At 43.9% G+C, this 17,447-nt stretch carries 11 protein-coding genes and 1 tRNA gene; 9 read left to right on the forward strand and 3 right to left on the reverse strand.

Going from position 1 to position 17,447, the window contains the following annotated elements:
- Window positions 1-188: 188 nt before the first annotated feature.
- On the reverse strand, window positions 189-1,289 hold the full coding sequence (locus QUB26_RS17695) for an iron-containing redox enzyme family protein (protein ID WP_333241317.1): 1,101 nt from the start codon (window positions 1,287-1,289) through the stop codon (window positions 189-191).
- A gap of 312 nt (window positions 1,290-1,601) precedes the next feature.
- On the opposite strand from QUB26_RS17695, the gene QUB26_RS17700 reads away from it, so the two are divergent.
- The gene (locus tag QUB26_RS17700) at window positions 1,602-2,162 is read left to right on the forward strand and encodes a Uma2 family endonuclease (RefSeq protein ID WP_333241322.1); all 561 of its coding nucleotides are present in this window, start codon (window positions 1,602-1,604) and stop codon (window positions 2,160-2,162) included.
- A gap of 7 nt (window positions 2,163-2,169) precedes the next feature.
- Here the strand turns inward: QUB26_RS17700 and QUB26_RS17705 are convergent, their stop codons facing one another.
- Window positions 2,170-3,951 carry an AAA-like domain-containing protein gene (locus tag QUB26_RS17705; protein WP_333241325.1) on the reverse strand — a complete coding sequence of 594 codons (1,782 nt, stop codon included), beginning with the start codon at window positions 3,949-3,951 and terminating at the stop codon, window positions 2,170-2,172.
- A 175-nt stretch (window positions 3,952-4,126) separates the two neighbouring features.
- Between QUB26_RS17705 and QUB26_RS17710 the strand changes: the two genes are divergently transcribed.
- The 8 genes from QUB26_RS17710 (at window position 4,127) to QUB26_RS17745 (ending at window position 17,055) form a co-directional block, all read left to right on the forward strand.
- Complete coding sequence (locus QUB26_RS17710) at window positions 4,127-4,672, forward strand: NfeD family protein (RefSeq protein WP_333241328.1); 546 nt, start codon at window positions 4,127-4,129, stop codon at window positions 4,670-4,672.
- Between the two features lie 133 nt (window positions 4,673-4,805).
- Window positions 4,806-5,366, forward strand: coding sequence for an SPFH domain-containing protein (locus QUB26_RS17715; RefSeq protein ID WP_333241332.1), 561 nt, complete (start codon window positions 4,806-4,808; stop codon window positions 5,364-5,366).
- 125 nt (window positions 5,367-5,491) lie between these two features.
- Complete coding sequence (locus tag QUB26_RS17720; RefSeq protein WP_333211932.1) at window positions 5,492-6,013, forward strand: type IV pilin-like G/H family protein; 522 nt, start codon at window positions 5,492-5,494, stop codon at window positions 6,011-6,013.
- A 19-nt stretch (window positions 6,014-6,032) separates the two neighbouring features.
- On the forward strand, window positions 6,033-8,846 hold the full coding sequence (locus tag QUB26_RS17725) for an AAA-like domain-containing protein (RefSeq protein ID WP_333319036.1): 2,814 nt from the start codon (window positions 6,033-6,035) through the stop codon (window positions 8,844-8,846).
- Window positions 8,847-9,112: 266 nt separating this feature from the next.
- Window positions 9,113-10,171 carry a potassium channel protein gene (locus tag QUB26_RS17730; protein ID WP_333319038.1) on the forward strand — a complete coding sequence of 353 codons (1,059 nt, stop codon included), beginning with the start codon at window positions 9,113-9,115 and terminating at the stop codon, window positions 10,169-10,171.
- 423 nt (window positions 10,172-10,594) lie between these two features.
- The gene (locus tag QUB26_RS17735) at window positions 10,595-13,879 is read left to right on the forward strand and encodes a BPTD_3080 family restriction endonuclease (RefSeq protein WP_333319041.1); all 3,285 of its coding nucleotides are present in this window, start codon (window positions 10,595-10,597) and stop codon (window positions 13,877-13,879) included.
- Window positions 13,863-14,270 carry a DUF5615 family PIN-like protein gene (locus QUB26_RS17740; protein WP_333235755.1) on the forward strand — a complete coding sequence of 136 codons (408 nt, stop codon included), beginning with the start codon at window positions 13,863-13,865 and terminating at the stop codon, window positions 14,268-14,270. Before QUB26_RS17735 ends, QUB26_RS17740 begins: the two co-directional genes overlap by 17 nt.
- Window positions 14,263-17,055 carry a site-specific DNA-methyltransferase gene (locus QUB26_RS17745; protein ID WP_333319043.1) on the forward strand — a complete coding sequence of 931 codons (2,793 nt, stop codon included), beginning with the start codon at window positions 14,263-14,265 and terminating at the stop codon, window positions 17,053-17,055. The genes QUB26_RS17740 and QUB26_RS17745 overlap by 8 nt, the downstream gene beginning before the upstream one ends.
- A gap of 242 nt (window positions 17,056-17,297) precedes the next feature.
- On the opposite strand, the gene QUB26_RS17750 is transcribed toward QUB26_RS17745, so the two are convergent.
- Window positions 17,298-17,369: transfer RNA gene (locus QUB26_RS17750), tRNA-Thr, on the reverse strand.
- Between the last annotated feature and the right edge of the window lie 78 nt (window positions 17,370-17,447).

Raw genomic sequence — 17,447 nt, forward strand, 5'->3', positions numbered from 1 at the left:
ATGCCTGTTCCACCTTTTGAGCAACAGGCAAGATGCCTGTTCCACCTTTTGAGCAACAGGCAAGATGCCTGTTCCACAAAGAGTGTATTTCTTGTGGAACAGGCATCTTGCCTGTTCCTAAAAGGCTTATTGAGAACGGTGCACAATCTAGGGTGCATCAGTCTCTGACCCACCCTAGGATATAGCTGTTAATTCCGTTCTGCGGCTTGGATCGATCGCACTACAGCAGCGCCAGCCCGATCGCCGATCGACTTCTCCTGATCGTACCCCAACACCAGTTCCCAAGCCTCCTGCGGGTATCTATCAACCAGCGGGATCGCCACTTCATCCAACATCCAGCGGCCGTGACGCTCATCTTCTTTGATGTGCAGTTCCCAATAACCCATCGCAGCCTGCGACAGACCCAGACGCTGGGCGGCGGCTAGATAATTGCGGTAAGCCACGGGCCCCGCGACCTCAAAATAAGTGAGTCCACCGTTGTAGCGCAGAAAATGGCGCTTGCGTTCCGTCAGCAGAAAGTTGTGATTAATGCTTGCGAGCACTTGCCAAGGCACTAAATCAAAGTACGCTTCGGGTTCCGTACTCATCCCGAATTCTGCCAGCATTTGAGCAAAAAAGGTCGAATGCTTGCGGGGGAGGCGACCGCCGCCGTATTCTTCGATCAGCACTCGCGTCAGGGTGCACTGAATTTCGTTGCCGGCACCGCCGATGATGCGAGAAACACGGCTGGCTTCCACTAAACCGTCGAAGGAGGCGATCGCCAGCAGGTGTTTGTATCCCTCTTCAGTCATCTGTTCCCGCTGGTAGCGATCGATCTCAGTTAGCGGAGGATCGACATCGGCGGCCGCGCGATCGCGCAGCGCTTGCTTGACATCCGGCAATTTTTGCAGCGCTGCAACGTCGATTTGTGCGATTTCCCACTGCTGCCAAGGTTCCTCAATGCGATCGCGCACGGAACGCAAATAGTGCGATCGCTCGTTATTGTAGCGGCGCAAATCGTCGTACCAAAACAAGTTGAGGCGGTTGATGCGGTAAAGTACGCGCTGCAAGAAGCGGTGAGCGGCCTCATCGCCCGGTTCCTGTTGGTAAGCTGCTTGAATTGCATAGGCGATCGCGCTTTCAAAATCGCTGACAAGTAACGGTTTTGCCGCCACAGTCTTGTCTAAATCCTCGACTTCTAGCAAATTGACAAATTGGCGATCGGCTGCTTCGTAATTTGGGGGTGCGGGTTGCTTTTTGGGAAGACTCGGCGAGTCGGAAGAAGGAAGTATCTCTAGGGTGTTTTGCATGGAATAAAGTTATGCTAACTCTGATTATTGTGCTGCCTGCCCAAACAGCCAACCGTTGCAGATTGCTGAGGATAATGGCTAATTAATTTCAAGATACCGAACCAGTCAGCCGGATACACCTTTCTATTGATAGATATTTTTGGGTTGCGCTGGTTCTGTTCCCTTCTTTTTTCTCTTCCTTCGTGTCCTTAGCGCCTTCGCGGTTTCTTAATAAAAAATCCCCACCCAAGTTGTATTTTTTTATGACCGCTGTTAATATAGCTGTGTTTCCATCAACTACAATGGAACCCAAAACTAGAGGAACGGTAAGTTATGGCAGTGCAGTTGCTCAAAAGACTTTTCACCGTAGAAGAATACCATCTGATGGGTAAAGCTGGTATTCTTTCAGAGGGCGATCGCGTAGAATTGATAGAAGGAGAACTTGTTCAAATGGCCGCAATTGGAACTCGTCACGCAGGTTGTGTTAACCGCATTACCCGACTCTTTTGCCGGCTTCCAGAAGAAAGGGCGATTGTGACTGTACAAAACCCCATTCAAGTCAGCCAGCGAACCGAACCGCAACCCGATCTAGTATTGCTGCAACCTCGCGCCGATTACTATTCAACCGCCCATCCGGTCCCATCCGAAGTTTTACTGTTAATAGAAGTAGCTGACACTTCAATAGATTATGATAGAGACGTGAAACTTCCTATTTATGCCCGATCGCAAATTCAGGAAGTCTGGATAGTAAATTTACAGGAAAACTGCTTGGAAGTTAACCGCCAGCCAACGGTTAACGGTTACAGTTTAATGCTGAGGTTTTGGCGGGGCGACGAAGTTTCGCCGCTGGCTTTTCCCGAATTTGTAGTTAGTGTGGATTTGGCGATCGGGTAAATAGGGATTATTTGCAGTCAAGGCGATCGCGAAAATACTCCTCATACAAATTGCATCTCGCACTGCAATAATTGCCCTCCTGTTTCACCAACCCCATACTGTTTAATTTAAACGCCACTTCTAGCCTTAATCGGACTGGCTTTGACGCACTCGTTACCTCCATCATCGCCTCGATTAATTCTGGATATTTTTCTAAATTCCACAAATGTCGGCGCAAATGGTCGCTGTAAATTCCTGCCTCGGTTGCCGCCGATTTCAGCAATTGATTTAAAGTCACATCTTGACAGGCAATGCGATACATAGCCAGCCGCACTAAGTAGGGATGTCCTCCCACTAGCGCCATCATTTCTGCCACTTCTGTAGCACTCCAATTGATTCCGTGTCGCGCTGCTAAGTCTTGCACTTGCTGGGAATTAAACTCAGGCAAATCAATGGGCAACCCCACATTAAACGGCGATTTATTCACATCCAGCGGAATATATACTTCTGTCGAATGCACCACAATCAAACGCAATTTTTTCCAAATATCTCGCCGTTTTGCTTCTTCGTGTAAAGCTCGCAATAACCCAAAAAAGTCGTCGGCAATTTCCGGCGATTCAAACAGGCGATCGCTCTCATCCAAGCCTAACGTCAGAGGTTTTGAGGATTCTGACAGCAAATACTGTTCAAAATAAGCCTTGCAGCACTGATTGCTGCCAATCAAATCGGCTAATTCCCAACACTTGGGCAACTGCTCCAGCATTCCTAACTCTTGACCGATGCTAGCACAAAACCACTGCAAAAATGTATCTGAATTAGCGAATATTTTCCGATTGGCTAGCTGAAAACTCAGCGCTACCGTGCGAGAACCTTGCAGTTCGGCATGATGCAAAATCCTCGCCATCAAGGAAGTTTTGCCCATTTGTCTGGGTGCTTTTATGCGGATCAGGGCTCCCGGTTGGGCGATCGTCTCGTAACAGCGGGATTCGATCGGAGGGCGATCGATATAAAAACAAGAAGTGAGTTCAACTTGTCCTCCCGGCAATTCTGGCGGCGCGGCTGGCAGGGGTTGAATTATTGACTGTTTTGTGCTAGTAATTGCGTGCCATTGTACAGCTAATTCATGGTCGGCAGTTAACGATGTGCGACCTTCTTTAATAATGGTTAAAATTTGGGATAATAACTTAAATGAGTCGCCAATACCGCGCCACAGCCAGGGCTGAATTCCTGCTAAATAGCTGAGTAAGTCAAAGGAAAGCGGTGTATTTAATTCAACTAAAATCGGTAAAATTGCTGGTTTGTGAGAAGTTAGATTGTGCAATTCTTTGGCTAGCTGCACTTGTTCCAATATCATTTCGCTAGCGGCCGATTCTTCGGAAATCAGCAACAGCAAATAATCGCAACGCTTTAAATATGAGGCTGAGTCGCTGCTGTTGTTAATAAAAAAGACTTCGTGGCCTCCCGCACTCAAAGCTTGGTGTAACTGCTGGGAAAGGGTGTTGTGTGAGGTCGATCGGGCGTTGGCTAAGCCCTCGAAGGCGATCGCCACTTTTGCCCTCACCAGCACTACCTCCTCTGGCTCTGAATTCGCCTCAAAATCGGCTATATCGCGCCATTCCTGCCCCAATCCGCGACAAATTTCGATGAAATTGGCATAATCCACAGGTTTGCCATTCAGAAAATGGCTGACTGTAGATTGGGCCATCCCTAAATCCTCAGCCAGGATTTTTTGACTGGGAAAGCCATTTCTCAGGAGACAGGATTTAACTGCACGAATGCACTCTTCGCGCACCTTTAGCGATCGTGGCATTGCTTATCACAATCAAGACACTGAAACCATCATAAATGGCAACCGTCCCTAAAGTCGATGAAAAGTCGATGAAAAGTCGATGAATTTTCAAATAACTCAGTCGCCAACTCAAATACCCACCTGATTAGATTAGAAATAACAAGGTTGAATCCCATCAAAACGAGGTAAAAGCATTGTGTATTCTATCCTAATTTGGTCACTGGCCTCAGCCACTAATCAACCAGGTTTCGCCTTCACCCCGCCCCTATTCTGGCTGCTACTGGGAGTTGTGCTGAGTGCGATGGAGCTATTAATTATCAAAACTCAGCCCCAAAAATACAGATTTTACCTGTTAATGATGGGAGCTTCTGCTTTAATTGAATCCTTTATTTTGTGGAGAGGATCTGTAGCATTTCAGTTTAGTTGGGCGAACATAATGTATGAAGATTTTGACTGGCAAATCTTCTACTGGATGGGGATAGCCCTCGCGCTGAGCATCTGGATTCGACCAATTTTCATTGTTCGCAAAAAGTTTGTCATTCCCGAAGCCACGGAAGCGACAACAATCTCCGAAATTTTCCCCGGAGAAACCGGAATGGTGATTTATGAAGGGGCTTCCTGGAAAGCTCGCAATGAAGATTCCCAAGGGGCGATCGCACCCCGACAAAAAGTTTATGTTTTGCGCCGCGAAGGAAACACGTTGATTGTTGTACCTGACAGATTAATTCACATCAACGGCTAAACCTTGGCACTTTTATGACTCGGCGATTGAAATCGCTTCTACACAAACAAAGTCCGCCTTCGCGGACTAAGAAATCACTGTCAACTGTCAACTGTCAACTGTCAACTGTCAACTATTTACCAGGAGATTCACTATGTATCACTATTTTTTGACGGTATTGCTTGCCATCACCGGAGTATCCTTAGCCAGCAGCGTAAAAATCGTCCGTCAAGGAGATGAGGCCTTAGTCGAAATTTTCGGAAAGTACGATCGCAAGAAACTCGAACCGGGTATAACCTTTTTGATTCCCTTTGTCGAACAAGTCGCCTATAAACAAACTCTGCGCGAGCAAATTTTAAGGCTGTCACCGCAAGAATGCACGACGCGCGATCGGGTTTCCGTCACCGTTGATTTTATTGTGTACTGGCGAATCATTGACTTAGAAAAAGCTTCCTACAAAGTGCAGAATCTCAAGGAAGCGATGTTAAATATGCTGATTCTTTCAATTCGGACTCACCTTGCTAAATTATCTGTTGAGGAACTCTACACGGCTCGACATGAGATTAATAATGCTTTAGTCGAGGAGTTGGATACAACGACAGATCCTTGGGGTGTGAAGTTTACGAGAGTGGAATTGCGCGATTTTGCGATCGGCAGTAAAGTGGTTCAGCCCACATCCATTGATCGGAAAGAAGTACAAAAGCTGCGAGCTTAGAGATTAGTATTCCCTCGTTTTCCTCGTTTTCCTCGTTACCAGGCTCTTCCTGGTAACGCAGATCCAGAGGCTCTGCCTCGCCGACTTTAATTCGCATTGTATATACCATTTAAGGAGACAACACCATGACTAACAATCAAGAATCAATAGTTCGCAATGCAGCTTGTCGCGGTTGTGGATGCTTATTACTTATAGCCGGTATTGGAGTAATGAATGGGATAGCTCTGCCATTTTATCTAAATAATACCAATAGAAGCAAGCAGTCGGAAGCAAAACAGTATGTGAGCTCAATGAACAAGGCGCAGCAAGCTCACTTTGCTGAAAAAAGTGCTTTTGCCACTTCTGTTAATGCTTTGGAAATTGGGATAAAAACGGAGACAACAAAATACAAGTATTCAGTTCGCGCCACAAAGCAAACTGCTTTTAATTATGGAGTCTCCAAGCAACCACAACTTAAGAGTTATGTCGGCGGTGTCTTTCTAGTTCCTGTTAAAAAATTTGAGCCCAAGGCTGCTAAAGATGGAATAATAACAACAATATCCATATTCTGCCAAGCTGATTCTCCCGGTACAATTAAACCAGCGGAACCCACCTATGAAAATGGTAAACTTGCTTGTAGCACAGGCACAACACAAGTGACCAGATAATCTAATTATAGGCAAGATCATGACAGTCGATTACCAATATCAAATCGGCGGCAGTCTCCCGCAAGATGCACCTACTTATGTAGTGCGACAAGCTGACTCAGAACTTTATCAAGCCCTGAAAGCTGGAGAGTTTTGTTACGTTCTCAATTCCCGACAAATGGGCAAATCCAGTTTGCTGGTGCGAACGGTACAAAAACTCTCCGCTGATGGCATTGCCTGTGCTACGATCGACCTTTCGGACATTGGCAACCAGCAAGTCTCTCTGGATAAGTGGTACGGCGGCGTCGCTTACAAACTCTTGTGTAGTTTCAACCTGTTTAACCCAGTCGAGTTTATGGCTTGGTGGCGGGAGAGAGAGTTGATGTCGCCGGTGCAGCGCTTAGGAGAGTTAATTGAAGAATTGCTGCTGGTCAAAATTTCTCAAAACCTGGTCATTTTTATTGATGAAATTGATAGCGTTCTGAGTTTCCAAGAACCGCTAGACGATTTTTTTGCATTAATTAGATGTTGCTACAATAAACGCGCTCACAATTCAGAATACCAGCGCATTACATTTGCTTTGCTGGGAGTAGCTACCCCATCGGATTTAATTAGCGATGCAACTCGCACGCCCTTCAATATCGGTTTACCTATTGAATTGCACGGTTTTAACTTACAAGAAGCTCTGCCTTTAGCAAAGGGATTTGAGGGAAAAGTAGAGAATCCTCAAGAGGTTTTAAAAGAGATTTTGGACTGGACTGGAGGGCAGCCATTTCTGACTCAAAAGCTTTGCAAGCTGATTCTACACCATTTAAAAAATTTAGCGTCTGCTTCTATTATATCAGATTCAACGGATGAAAGCAAAACTAAAAATTTTACTACAAATCAATTATTAATTAGCGAGATCGTGCAATCTCATATTATTGATAATTGGGAATCATCCGATGAACCGGTACACATTAAAACAATTCGCGATCGCCTTCTCAGAAGTCCGCACCGCGCCAGTAGGTTATTAGGACTATATCAAAAAATATTGCCACTTTCAGAACCCCCCGATTGTAGGGGCGGTGCCCCCGTGCCCGCCCTGGTAGGGGGAATCTGGGCGGATGATACTCCCGAACAAACAGAATTGCGGCTGAGCGGATTAGTAGTAAAACGAGCCGGGAAATTAACCGTATCCAACCGCATTTACGCAGCTATATTCAGCCATAACTGGGTAGAAAAAGCGCTCGGCGACTTGCGCCCCTATGCTGAATCCCTAACAGCATGGATAGCTACAAATTGTCAAGACGAATCTCGCTTGTTGCGGGGTCAAGCACTGGAAGATGCCCGACAGTGGGCGGCAAATAAAAGCTTAAACACCCAAGATTATCAATTTTTAGGTGCGAGTCAAGAAGCGGAGTTTGCCAAATTGCGCGATCGCGAAAAACAAACTCAAGCTGAAATTGAACAACTGCGCCGCGAAAAAAAGTTATTAGAGGAACTAAGCGAAGCACAAAAGCAGAAAAAAGTGATTGCAGCTAAACTTTGGCGCGAGCAACAACTGAGAGTGCAAACAGTTACAGGAGCCGCAGTCATATTAATATCAATCCTGATAGTAACTTTTTGGGTAAAACCGTCAATCGAAGAAAGAAACAACAAAATTCTCACTCTCAGTTTGCTATCAGAAACGCTATTTGCTGCGGATAAAAAAGAAGAAGCTTTGCTAGAAAGCATCAGAGCTGTTAGAGAAATGAAACGATCGCTCGGAGTGAGTTCAGATATTCAGATGCGAGTGGCGATCGCCCTCGAACAGGCAGTTTACAACTTTCGGGAACGCCGCCGCTTGCAGACTCAAGCCAGTACCCTCGCTTTCGTGAGTTTCAGTCCCGACAGTCAAACAATTGTGACTGCTACCGATGATAATTATATCAAGCTTTGGCAAAATAATGGCACTTTGCAAGCAACTTTGACAGGGCATACTGATAAAATTATCAGGGCAATTTTCAATGCTAGCGGTCAGATAATTGTCTCTGCAAGCGACGACCAAACTCTCAAAATTTGGCAAAAAGATGGCAAGTTAATTCATGATATAAAAGGACACAGCGGTCAAATAACAAGCGTCTCTTTTAGTCCCGATGGTAAAATTATTGCTTCAGCAAGTGCCGATGGAACAGTTAAGCTATGGAAAATAAACGGTGAAGAATTGTTAAGTTTAAAAGTGGAGCGAGGTTGGATAACCAGCGCGAGTTTTAGCCCAGACGGTCAGATAATTGCTGCGGCTGGCACTGATGGCACTGTTAAACTTTGGAGTTTGAGAAAAATTGTGGAAAAGTTGCAAAAACAGCAGTCAATTGAAGCAAGCTCCGATATCAAATTGCTCCGAACTTTACAGATGGAAAGTGATAAAATAATGAGTGTAGCTTTCAGTCCAGATGGAGCAATGCTGGCGACTGCAAGTGCTGGGGGAACTGCGAGAATTTGGAGCAAAGAGGGCACACCGCTAAGTATTTTAAAGCATACAAGTGGAGTGACAAATATCAGCTTTAGCCCCGACAGTCAAATGTTGCTATCTGCAAGCACAGACAAAATGGTGAGGCTGTGGAACATTGACGGTACATTGCTCAAAACTTTAAAAGGTAACAAGGATGCTGTGTGGAGTGCGAGTTTTAGTCCAGACGGCAAAGCGATCGCTACTGCTAGCGCTGACGGTACGGTGATGCTGTGGAATTTTAATCTTGACGATTTGTTGCAGCAGGGTTGCGATGGAGCCCGCAATTATTTTCAGACAAATCCGATCGCCTATCCCAGCAATCGCCACCTCTGCGACGGGATTGAAACTCAATCAGGCATTAGGCAAAAAAAACCCGGTTGAGACTCAAACTCGTGAGTTTTGCAGCAAAGTATGTAGGCAGAAACTGGCTTTTTGACCAAGATTTTCAAAGGTGGTACCCGCCACGTGATTTATCCGTGGAATCAATCCAAAATCGAAAATCTAAAATCCTCAAGCCCCCGCATTTATCCGTGGGGTCGCCTCTAAAATCTAAAATCTAAAATCTAAAATCGATTGACTCCCCCTGCGTCTAGGGCTGATATCGTTAAAATTGGTAGCAGCTAATAGGTAATAGGTAAGCCCGATCGGTGTATTCAACTCTAGAACAAAAGTACCAGCGCCTGCAAAAAGACTTAACGGGCGGAGTCATCGCCCTGGGCGGCATTTTCTGCACAGGTACTCTCTGGTATTGGCAGGTGGAAAAATGGTCTTTGCTCGATGCCGCTTACATGACAGTATTTACCCTAGCAACTGTCGGCTACGGTGAACTTCAGCCCCTCGGTCAACGCGGGCGAATGTTTACCATATGCCTGATTTTGATGGGCGTGATTGTGATTGGTTTCATCGTCAACCGCTTTACAGAAGCGCTGATTGAAGGATATTTTCAAGAAGGAGCAAGAATTAGGCAGCAGCGACGATTGGTAGATTCTTTGATCGGGCATTACATTCTCTGCGGTTTTGGGCGCACTGGCCGCCAGATTGCTTTGGAATTTCAGGCCGAATATATCTCTTTTGTGGTGATAGATTCGGCGATACAGTCGGTTGAGGCAGCTTTGGCACTGGGGTACACGGCTGTCCAAGGAGACGCGACTCTGGACGAAATTTTGCTGAGTGTGGGGATCGATCGCGCAATTTGCATAGTAGCAGCTTTGCCTTCGGATGCCGAGAATTTATACACTGTCATGTCAGCGAAAACTCTGAATCCGAAAGTACGGGCGATCGCCCGCGCCACCACAGAAGAAGCCGTAAAGAAGTTGCAGCGGGGCGGCGCCGATGCCGTCGTATCCCCCTACATTACCGGGGGAAAACGCATGGCGGCGGCGGCTTTGCGGCCTCAAGTTATGGATTTTTTAGACGGTGTTTTGACCGGGACTGATAGTTCTTTTTACATGGAAGAATTTCTGGTCGATCCCAATAGTTGTGTCTACGTTGGGGAAACTTTGAGAGATGCCAAGTTGCGATCGCAATCGGGGGCCTTGGTTTTAGCAGTGCGGCGCGCTGGCGGGACTTTGATTGTGGGGCCTACGGGAGAAACTGCGATCGAAGGAGGAGATACGCTGATTTGTTTGGGTACTGCGGAACAACTGCGAACTCTCAATCAAATCCTCAGTCCCCTGAGTTTTCGCCTCCCCCGGCCCCCGAACTAATACGATGCTCGGTTGTCGGAAATGCCAGTCCTCCTTTGGGGCGGTTTCGGCAGGCGTTGGGAAAGTTGGCAGGGTTGGGAGGTGCGATCCCTTCGGCTGGCTTCGCCTACGCAGGTTGGGAATGTCCCAATTGTGGGCCGAGGTTTAAGATTTCTGCTTTGTGGGTGAATGGCTGGTGTCAGCGCTGTTTTATGAGGTTTGGACAGATGACCAATTTTCAGAAGTCCATCATTTAGATACTATTTTCTGTAGAGACATAAATATAAGTAACTTATTTTTAGTTAAAATATAGATAAAAGGATGATTTAGGATGGTAGTCTATTTAGAGGGAATTTGCTCTAACCTTGAGACAATTGGTTAGAAAATAATAAATTCTGGATCGTTGGCGATCGCTATGTCCATATAACAAGTATCAGGAAATAGATGAATCAAGTTGTCATTGAAAATCCTATTATTAACTCTGCTTTCTTAGAACCAAAGTGTCACTTTCGCTTTGATGATGACGGTATTACTGATGAAATTCTCGCATCCCGTCGCATCAGTCATTATTTTATCCCCATTGCCCAACCAAAGAAAAAAAGTAAGCAGTTTCAACAACTAGAGCTAAATCTAGGTGAATGGACACAAGACAGGGTAGCAGAAAACAAGTTTATCAACCAAGTGCGCGATCGCGTTAGCTTGTGGAGACGTGGCGGGTATCTCTACGTTACTCCAACAACTAAAAAATTATTGGAATATTGGACTAATCCCGATCGCGAACGTAAATTATACTTTTGCCAGATTGAAGCTTTAGAGGCAGTTATATATATCACCGAAGTTGCAAAAAAGTGCGGTGATAACTGGATTGAAAATCAACTACGACAATTCAATGAAGATGCGAACCCGCTACTGTTCCGCATGGCTTGTAAAATGGCGACAGGGAGCGGTAAAACAGTAGTAATTTCAATGCTAATGGCGTGGCATACTCTTAATAAATCTGCCAATCCTCAGAATAATAAATTTAGCGATGCTTTTTTGGTGGTAACGCCGGGGATTACTGTACGCGATCGATTGCGGGTACTCCAACCTAATGATGCTGAAAATTACTACAAAAAACTTGACTTGGTTCCACCAGAATTACTACCAGAATTGGAAAAAGCTAAAATTGTTATTACTAACTATCATGCCTTTAAACTGCGAGAAATTAATTCAGCAGCCCGGTTGACTAAAGACATTCTCGCGCACGGTAAAAAAAGTGCTTTTACTGAAACCCCAGACCAAATGGTAAGGCGAGTTTGCAAAGGTTTGGGCAATAAAAAAAATATTATTGTGATTAATGATGAAGCGCACCACTGTTACCGCCGTCGCGTTAGTGATGATGATGCCAAGCTCAAAGGTGATGACCGCAAAGAAGCAGAAAAACGCAATGAACAGGCCCAACTTTGGATTTCTGGGATTGAAGCTGTACAGGCAAAAATTGGGGTCAAAGTTGTTTATGATTTGTCAGCTACACCGTTCTTTTTAAAAGGTTCTGGCTATCCAGAAGGCAATCTATTTCCTTGGGTAGTTTCTGACTTTTCTCTGATTGATGCGATTGAATCAGGCATTGTCAAAATTCCCCGCGTTCCAGTATCTGATGACAATATGAAAGGGGAATTGCCTGCTTATCGCAGTATTTGGCCCTTAATTCGCGATCAACTCCCCAAGAAAGGACGCAGTACCCAGGATGAAAGTAAGTCATTCCCAGAGCCGAAACTTCCTAAAGAGTTAGAGGGAGCCTTAGAAAGTCTCTATAGTAACTACAAACAAGCTTTTGAATTATGGGAACAGGACACACAAGCTACTGATAGAGGACAGACACCGCCCGTATTTATCATTATTTGTAATAATACCAATGTCTCTAAATTGGTTTATGACTATATTGCTGGTTGGGATACAGGAAAAAAATATCCTGATGGTAGACCTGTTTTAGCTCCAGGTAAACTACCATTATTTAGTAACGTCCAAAACGAAAACTGGATAGCTAGACCTAACACAATTCTGGTAGACAGCGAACAACTAGAATCAGGCGAGGCGATGAGTGCTGAATTTAAGAAAATCGCAGCACAGGAAATTGAAGAATTCAAAGCTGAATATCGAGAGAGATATCCAGGTAAAGATCCCGAAAAAATCTCACCTGAAGAGTTACTGCGGGAAGTATTAAATACCGTTGGTAAACCCGGAAAGCTGGGGGAACAAATTCGCTGTGTTGTCTCTGTTTCTATGTTGACGGAAGGATGGGATGCTAGTACCGTCACTCACATTTTGGGATTAAGAGCTTTTGGCACTCAGTTGTTGTGCGAACAAGTTGTGGGACGGGGACTTCGACGGATTAACTATGCAGTGAATAAAGAGGGAATGTATGAACCCGAATATGCCGAAGTTTATGGCGTTCCCTTTGCTTTTATCCCCTGTGCCGGTTCTAATAAAACGCCCAAGCGAGGGCCACTGCCTACCCGCGTTCGAGCTTTGCCAGAACGAAGTGAATCTGAAATTACTTTTCCTCGGTTGACGGGTTATCGCTATGACATTAGCAGAGGCAAATTAACAGCTAATTTTACAGATGTTTGTCAATATGTTCTCTCTACGGCTGATTTGCCTACTCTTACAGTCAATGCTCCCATTGTTGGTCAATCCAGTATTCATACATTGGATCAATTGAAATCTCACCGAGAACAGGAAGTCGCTTTTTTGTTGGCAAAACTAACTTTAGAAAAGTATTTCCGATGGGATGGAAATCCGAAACCAGAAAAAACTACAATACATTTTTTTGATGCGGATGTACAAGCTTGGTTGTTTCCCCAAGTTTTGCAAATAACTAAACAGTGGCTCAAAGAATGTGTCCGTTACAAAGACAATACCTATCCTCAGTTGTTAATGCTAACTGAATTTGCCCACGATGCGACAGACAGGATTTATCATGCCATTGTGGAAGGAGAGTTGCGGAAATCTTTAAAACCAATTCTCCGCCCCTATGATACTTTTGGTTCGACTCGCTATGTAGACTTTGATACTGCCCGTCAGGTTTATAGGACAGACCCTCATAAATGTCATGTTTCCCATGCAGTTATGGATAGTAATTGGGAAAACAAGATGCTGCAATCTTTAGAACAAATGAATGAGGTTGTCTCTTATGTAAAAAATCACAATTTAGGCTTTACTATTCCGTATACTCTCAATGGGGAACAGAGAAATTATTTGCCTGATTTTATTGTGCGAATTAATGATGGGCAAAAAGAACTGCTGAATTTAATTTTGGAAGTATCGGGGGAAGCGAGAAAGGACAAAGCAGCTAAGGTGGCTGCGGCTAGAACTCTTTGGATACCAGCAGTAAAAAATCACGGGGGATTAGGGCGTTGGGATTTCTTAGAAATATCCGATCCTTGGAATGCCGAAAAATCTATTCGGATGTATTTGTCTCAGCAGACAGCACAAACGGACACGAATATTAGTACAATTCAAAAAACCGCTGGTGTCTGTGGAGGTAACGCTAGAATACGCAATACACGCATTCCTGTCTGGACAATTATTTCTTTTTACAAGCTGGGGGCATCCGACGAGGAAATACTGAGGAATTATCCGGGGTTAAATCCCGCCGATTTAAGATTAGCTTCGTCATACTACGAACAGCATCAAACTGAAATCGATCGAGTAATTGCTGCCCAGGATGACGATGATGAAGATAGCTAGGCTTTACTCTAACGAAAATTTTCCTCTAGATATCGTCAACAAACTTCGCTATCTCGGACATGATGTTTTAACATCCTATGACGCAAAGCAAGCAAATCAAGGCATTCCCGATGATGATGTTCTCAAGTTTGCTCATCAACAAGAGCGGGCTGTGATTACGTTAAATAGGCAGGATTTTATTCAACTACACAAGCTTGTCAAAGAACACAGTGGAATTATTCTCTGTAAAGAATGTCAAGGAGATGATGATTATCAACAGCAAGCCTTAAAAATTCATGAATTGATTTTAGAGGTCAGTGAATTAAAATCTCGATTATTTCGGGTGAAAAAGCAGAATGTTAAAGGCTGTAAAACTCAAATATTTATCTACAAGGAAGTAACTAATGCCTAGAAAAAAAGATGATAAATCTACACCTATTGATAGTGTGAAACATCAGGATAAGCGAGCTAATATTCCTACTGAAGAGTTGCGTGATTTTATGGCTGATGATGAGAAAAAACCGCAAAAAGTTCTTTATCCCCGCGATCCATCTTTAGATCCGCAGTTGGTGTGGCAGGGGAAAGACGAACAGGACAGTCAGGATTTAGAGGTTCCGGCTGTTCCGATTTATATTCAGGAGAAAATACACCCCCATGCAATTATTGAGGATTTTAAGAAGCAGGTTATAAAGGAACAGCCAGCGGAACAATTAAGTTTATTTAGTGATTTTAATGGGTTAGAGTTTGACCAATTAATTGATTTTTATCAGCATAAGGATGGGGTGAAGTGGGCTAACCGGATGATTCTCGGTGATTCGCTGTTGGTAATGAATTCATTGGCGGAGAAGGAGGGATTAAAGGGTAAAGTCCAGATGATTTATCTCGATCCGCCCTATGGGATTAAGTTTGGTTCTAATTGGCAGGTTTCGACTCGGAAGCGCGATGTTAAAGATGGGAAGGCTGAAGAGGTGACTAGGCAACCGGAACAGGTGAAAGCGTTTCGGGATACTTGGGAGTTAGGGATTCATTCTTATTTGAGTTATTTAAGGGATAGGTTGGTTGTAGCGAGAGAGTTATTGACTGAGACTGGTAGTATATTTGTGCAGATTGGTGATGAGAATGTGCATCTGGTTCGGTGTTTGATGGATGAAGTTTTTGGAAGTGAGAATTTTCAAGCTCAAATCTCTTTTAAATCTACTAATCCATTAGGTCAGAAGGGTTTGCCAAAAGTCTATGACTACATAATTTGGTATGCAAAAAATATTGAAAATATAAAGTTTCGTTCGCTATTTATTAACAAAGACATTGATAATGACAAAGAGTATAGATTTTATGAAGAAGTACCATCTCCATTAGCTATCATCCGATTGTCAGATAGCGATTTCAAGAATTTGACCAATCGAGATAGAGTCTATAGAAGACAAAAACTTACATCTTCAGGATTTACTCCAAGTTGTACTTATAAGTTTCAGCTTTTTGGTAAAAATTGCCAACCTTTTGGTGGAAAAAGCTGGTCTACAAATCCTGAAGGTATGCAAAGATTAATCAACGGAAACAGATTATTTTGGGCTGGCAGTAGTCCTTACTATAAGCGTTATTTCGGAGATGCTCCTATTCAACAATATGATAATTGCTGGAGCGATTTACCTGCTGGTGAGGAACAGTTTTATATTGTACAGACTGGTACAAAATTTATACATCGTTGTCTATTAATGACAACAGATCCAGGTGATTTAGTATTAGATCCTACCTGTGGATCTGGAACAACAGCCTATGTAGCCGAACAGTGGGGTAGACGTTGGATTACTATTGATACTAGCCGGGTAGCCTTAGCATTAGCCAGAACACGCTTAATGTCTGCAAAATATCCCTACTACTTCCTAGCAGATTCCCCTGAAGGCATCCAAAAAGAAGCGGAAATCACTAAACAACTGCCGTCTACACAACCTAAGACAGAAAATGAAATAAAAAAAGGCTTTGTTTATAAGCGCGTTCCTCATGTTACATTGAAGGCGATCGCAAATAATCCAGAAATTGATACTATCCATGCCAAATGGCAGTTACAACTAGAACCTGTTCGCACTCAATTAAACCAGTTACTCAAAAAATCCTGGGAAGAATGGGAAATCCCCAGAGAAGCCGATGCCAAATGGTCAGATGAAGCTAAAGAATTAATAGCTAAATGGTGGCAACTTAGGCAACAACGGCAGAAAGAAATCGATGAATCTATTGCGCGCAATGCGGATACGGAACTACTCTATGACCAACCTTATGAAAACAATAAACGCATTCGGATAACTGGCCCGTTTACAGTTGAAAGTCTTTCACCTCACCGCATTCTTTCTACTGATGAAGCATACCCAGCCTCAGAACAGGAAGGCGTTACCCAAGCATCAGATCAATTTGAAGTCAGAATCATTGAAAATCTGAAAAAAGCAGGAATCCAAAACACTTTAAAAAATCAACGCCTCAAATTTGAAAATTTAGAGTATTTAGAATCTCATGCGGGTACTTACCTTCATGCTGTAGGCGAGTACGCAGAAAGCGATGAAACCATCAAGCGGGTAGCAGTCCACATCGGGCCAGAATACGGCACTGTCAGCGTTGATGACATCAAAGAAGCTGCCAAAGAAGCTGTAAAAGGCTTGGGGAATGATGTATTAATTGTCTGCGGTTTTGCCTTTGAACCTAATGTTAATGAAGAAGCAAAACGTTATGGCAAATTGCAAGTTTTAATCACTCGCATGAATCCTGACTTGTTGCTGGGTGACGAACTACTCAAAAAAACAGGGGCGGGTAATTTATTTATGGTATTTGGCGAACCAGATATTGAGTTAAAACGCCAAGATGGTAAGCTAGTAGTCACCTTAAAAGGCTTAGATATTTACGATCCCACTACAGGAGAAATTCGCAGCAGTTCGCCTGATGATATTGCTTGTTGGTTTATTGACACCGACTACAATGAGGAAAGCTTTTTTGTGCGTCATGCCTACTTTACAGGTGCTAACCAACCCTATGAAAAATTAAAGCGGGCGCTAAAAGCGGAAATTGATGAAGATGCTTGGAGTCAGATATATTCTACTACTAGCCGTCCTTTTGATCCCCCCAAAGGCAAGAATGGTAAACCGGGAAAGATTGCGGTTAAGGTGATTAACCACTACGGGGATGAAGTGTTAAAAGTGTATGAAAGTCTTTAGAACTTTTGCGATCGATCGACCATAATATTTTGGTCAGGGCGGGTTTTTGAGATTGTCAATTATTGGCAGATATTGTTGGTGAACCCGCCCCTACAACAATTACGATCTATCTTGATATTCATCAATCCCAAAGAAACCGGGTTTTTTACTGAATTTGCGGGCTGCGACGGAGGATTTTCGTCAAAAACCCGGTTTCTGACCACCCGTGGTAAGTCCTAAATTTGAGACTTGAGAACATTAGAAGCCGATGGTGGGATTTGAACCCACGACCGTTCGATTACGAATCGAATACTCTACCCCTGAGCTACATCGGCACAGACAATTTTGGATTATAGCACAACTATAGCGAAAAAAGCAACGAGTTGTAGAATTTAATTGAAAATTCCACAACT

The sequence above is a fragment of the Microcoleus sp. B4-C1 genome (genome assembly GCF_036705285.1).
Classification (GTDB): Bacteria; Cyanobacteriota; Cyanobacteriia; order Cyanobacteriales; family Microcoleaceae; genus Microcoleus.

Bases quoted from the DNA above. Each gene is read 5' to 3' on its own strand.
- QUB26_RS17695 (WP_333241317.1), bottom strand. From the start codon at position 1,289: ATGCAAAACACCCTAGAGATACTTCCTTCTTCCGACTCGCCGAGTCTT.
- QUB26_RS17700 (WP_333241322.1), top strand. From the start codon at position 1,602: ATGGCAGTGCAGTTGCTCAAAAGACTTTTCACCGTAGAAGAATACCAT.
- QUB26_RS17705 (WP_333241325.1), bottom strand. From the start codon at position 3,951: ATGCCACGATCGCTAAAGGTGCGCGAAGAGTGCATTCGTGCAGTTAAA.
- QUB26_RS17715 (WP_333241332.1), top strand. From the start codon at position 4,806: ATGTATCACTATTTTTTGACGGTATTGCTTGCCATCACCGGAGTATCC.
- QUB26_RS17720 (WP_333211932.1), top strand. From the start codon at position 5,492: ATGACTAACAATCAAGAATCAATAGTTCGCAATGCAGCTTGTCGCGGT.
- QUB26_RS17725 (WP_333319036.1), top strand. From the start codon at position 6,033: ATGACAGTCGATTACCAATATCAAATCGGCGGCAGTCTCCCGCAAGAT.
- QUB26_RS17735 (WP_333319041.1), top strand. From the start codon at position 10,595: ATGAATCAAGTTGTCATTGAAAATCCTATTATTAACTCTGCTTTCTTA.
- QUB26_RS17740 (WP_333235755.1), top strand. From the start codon at position 13,863: ATGATGAAGATAGCTAGGCTTTACTCTAACGAAAATTTTCCTCTAGAT.
- QUB26_RS17745 (WP_333319043.1), top strand. From the start codon at position 14,263: ATGCCTAGAAAAAAAGATGATAAATCTACACCTATTGATAGTGTGAAA.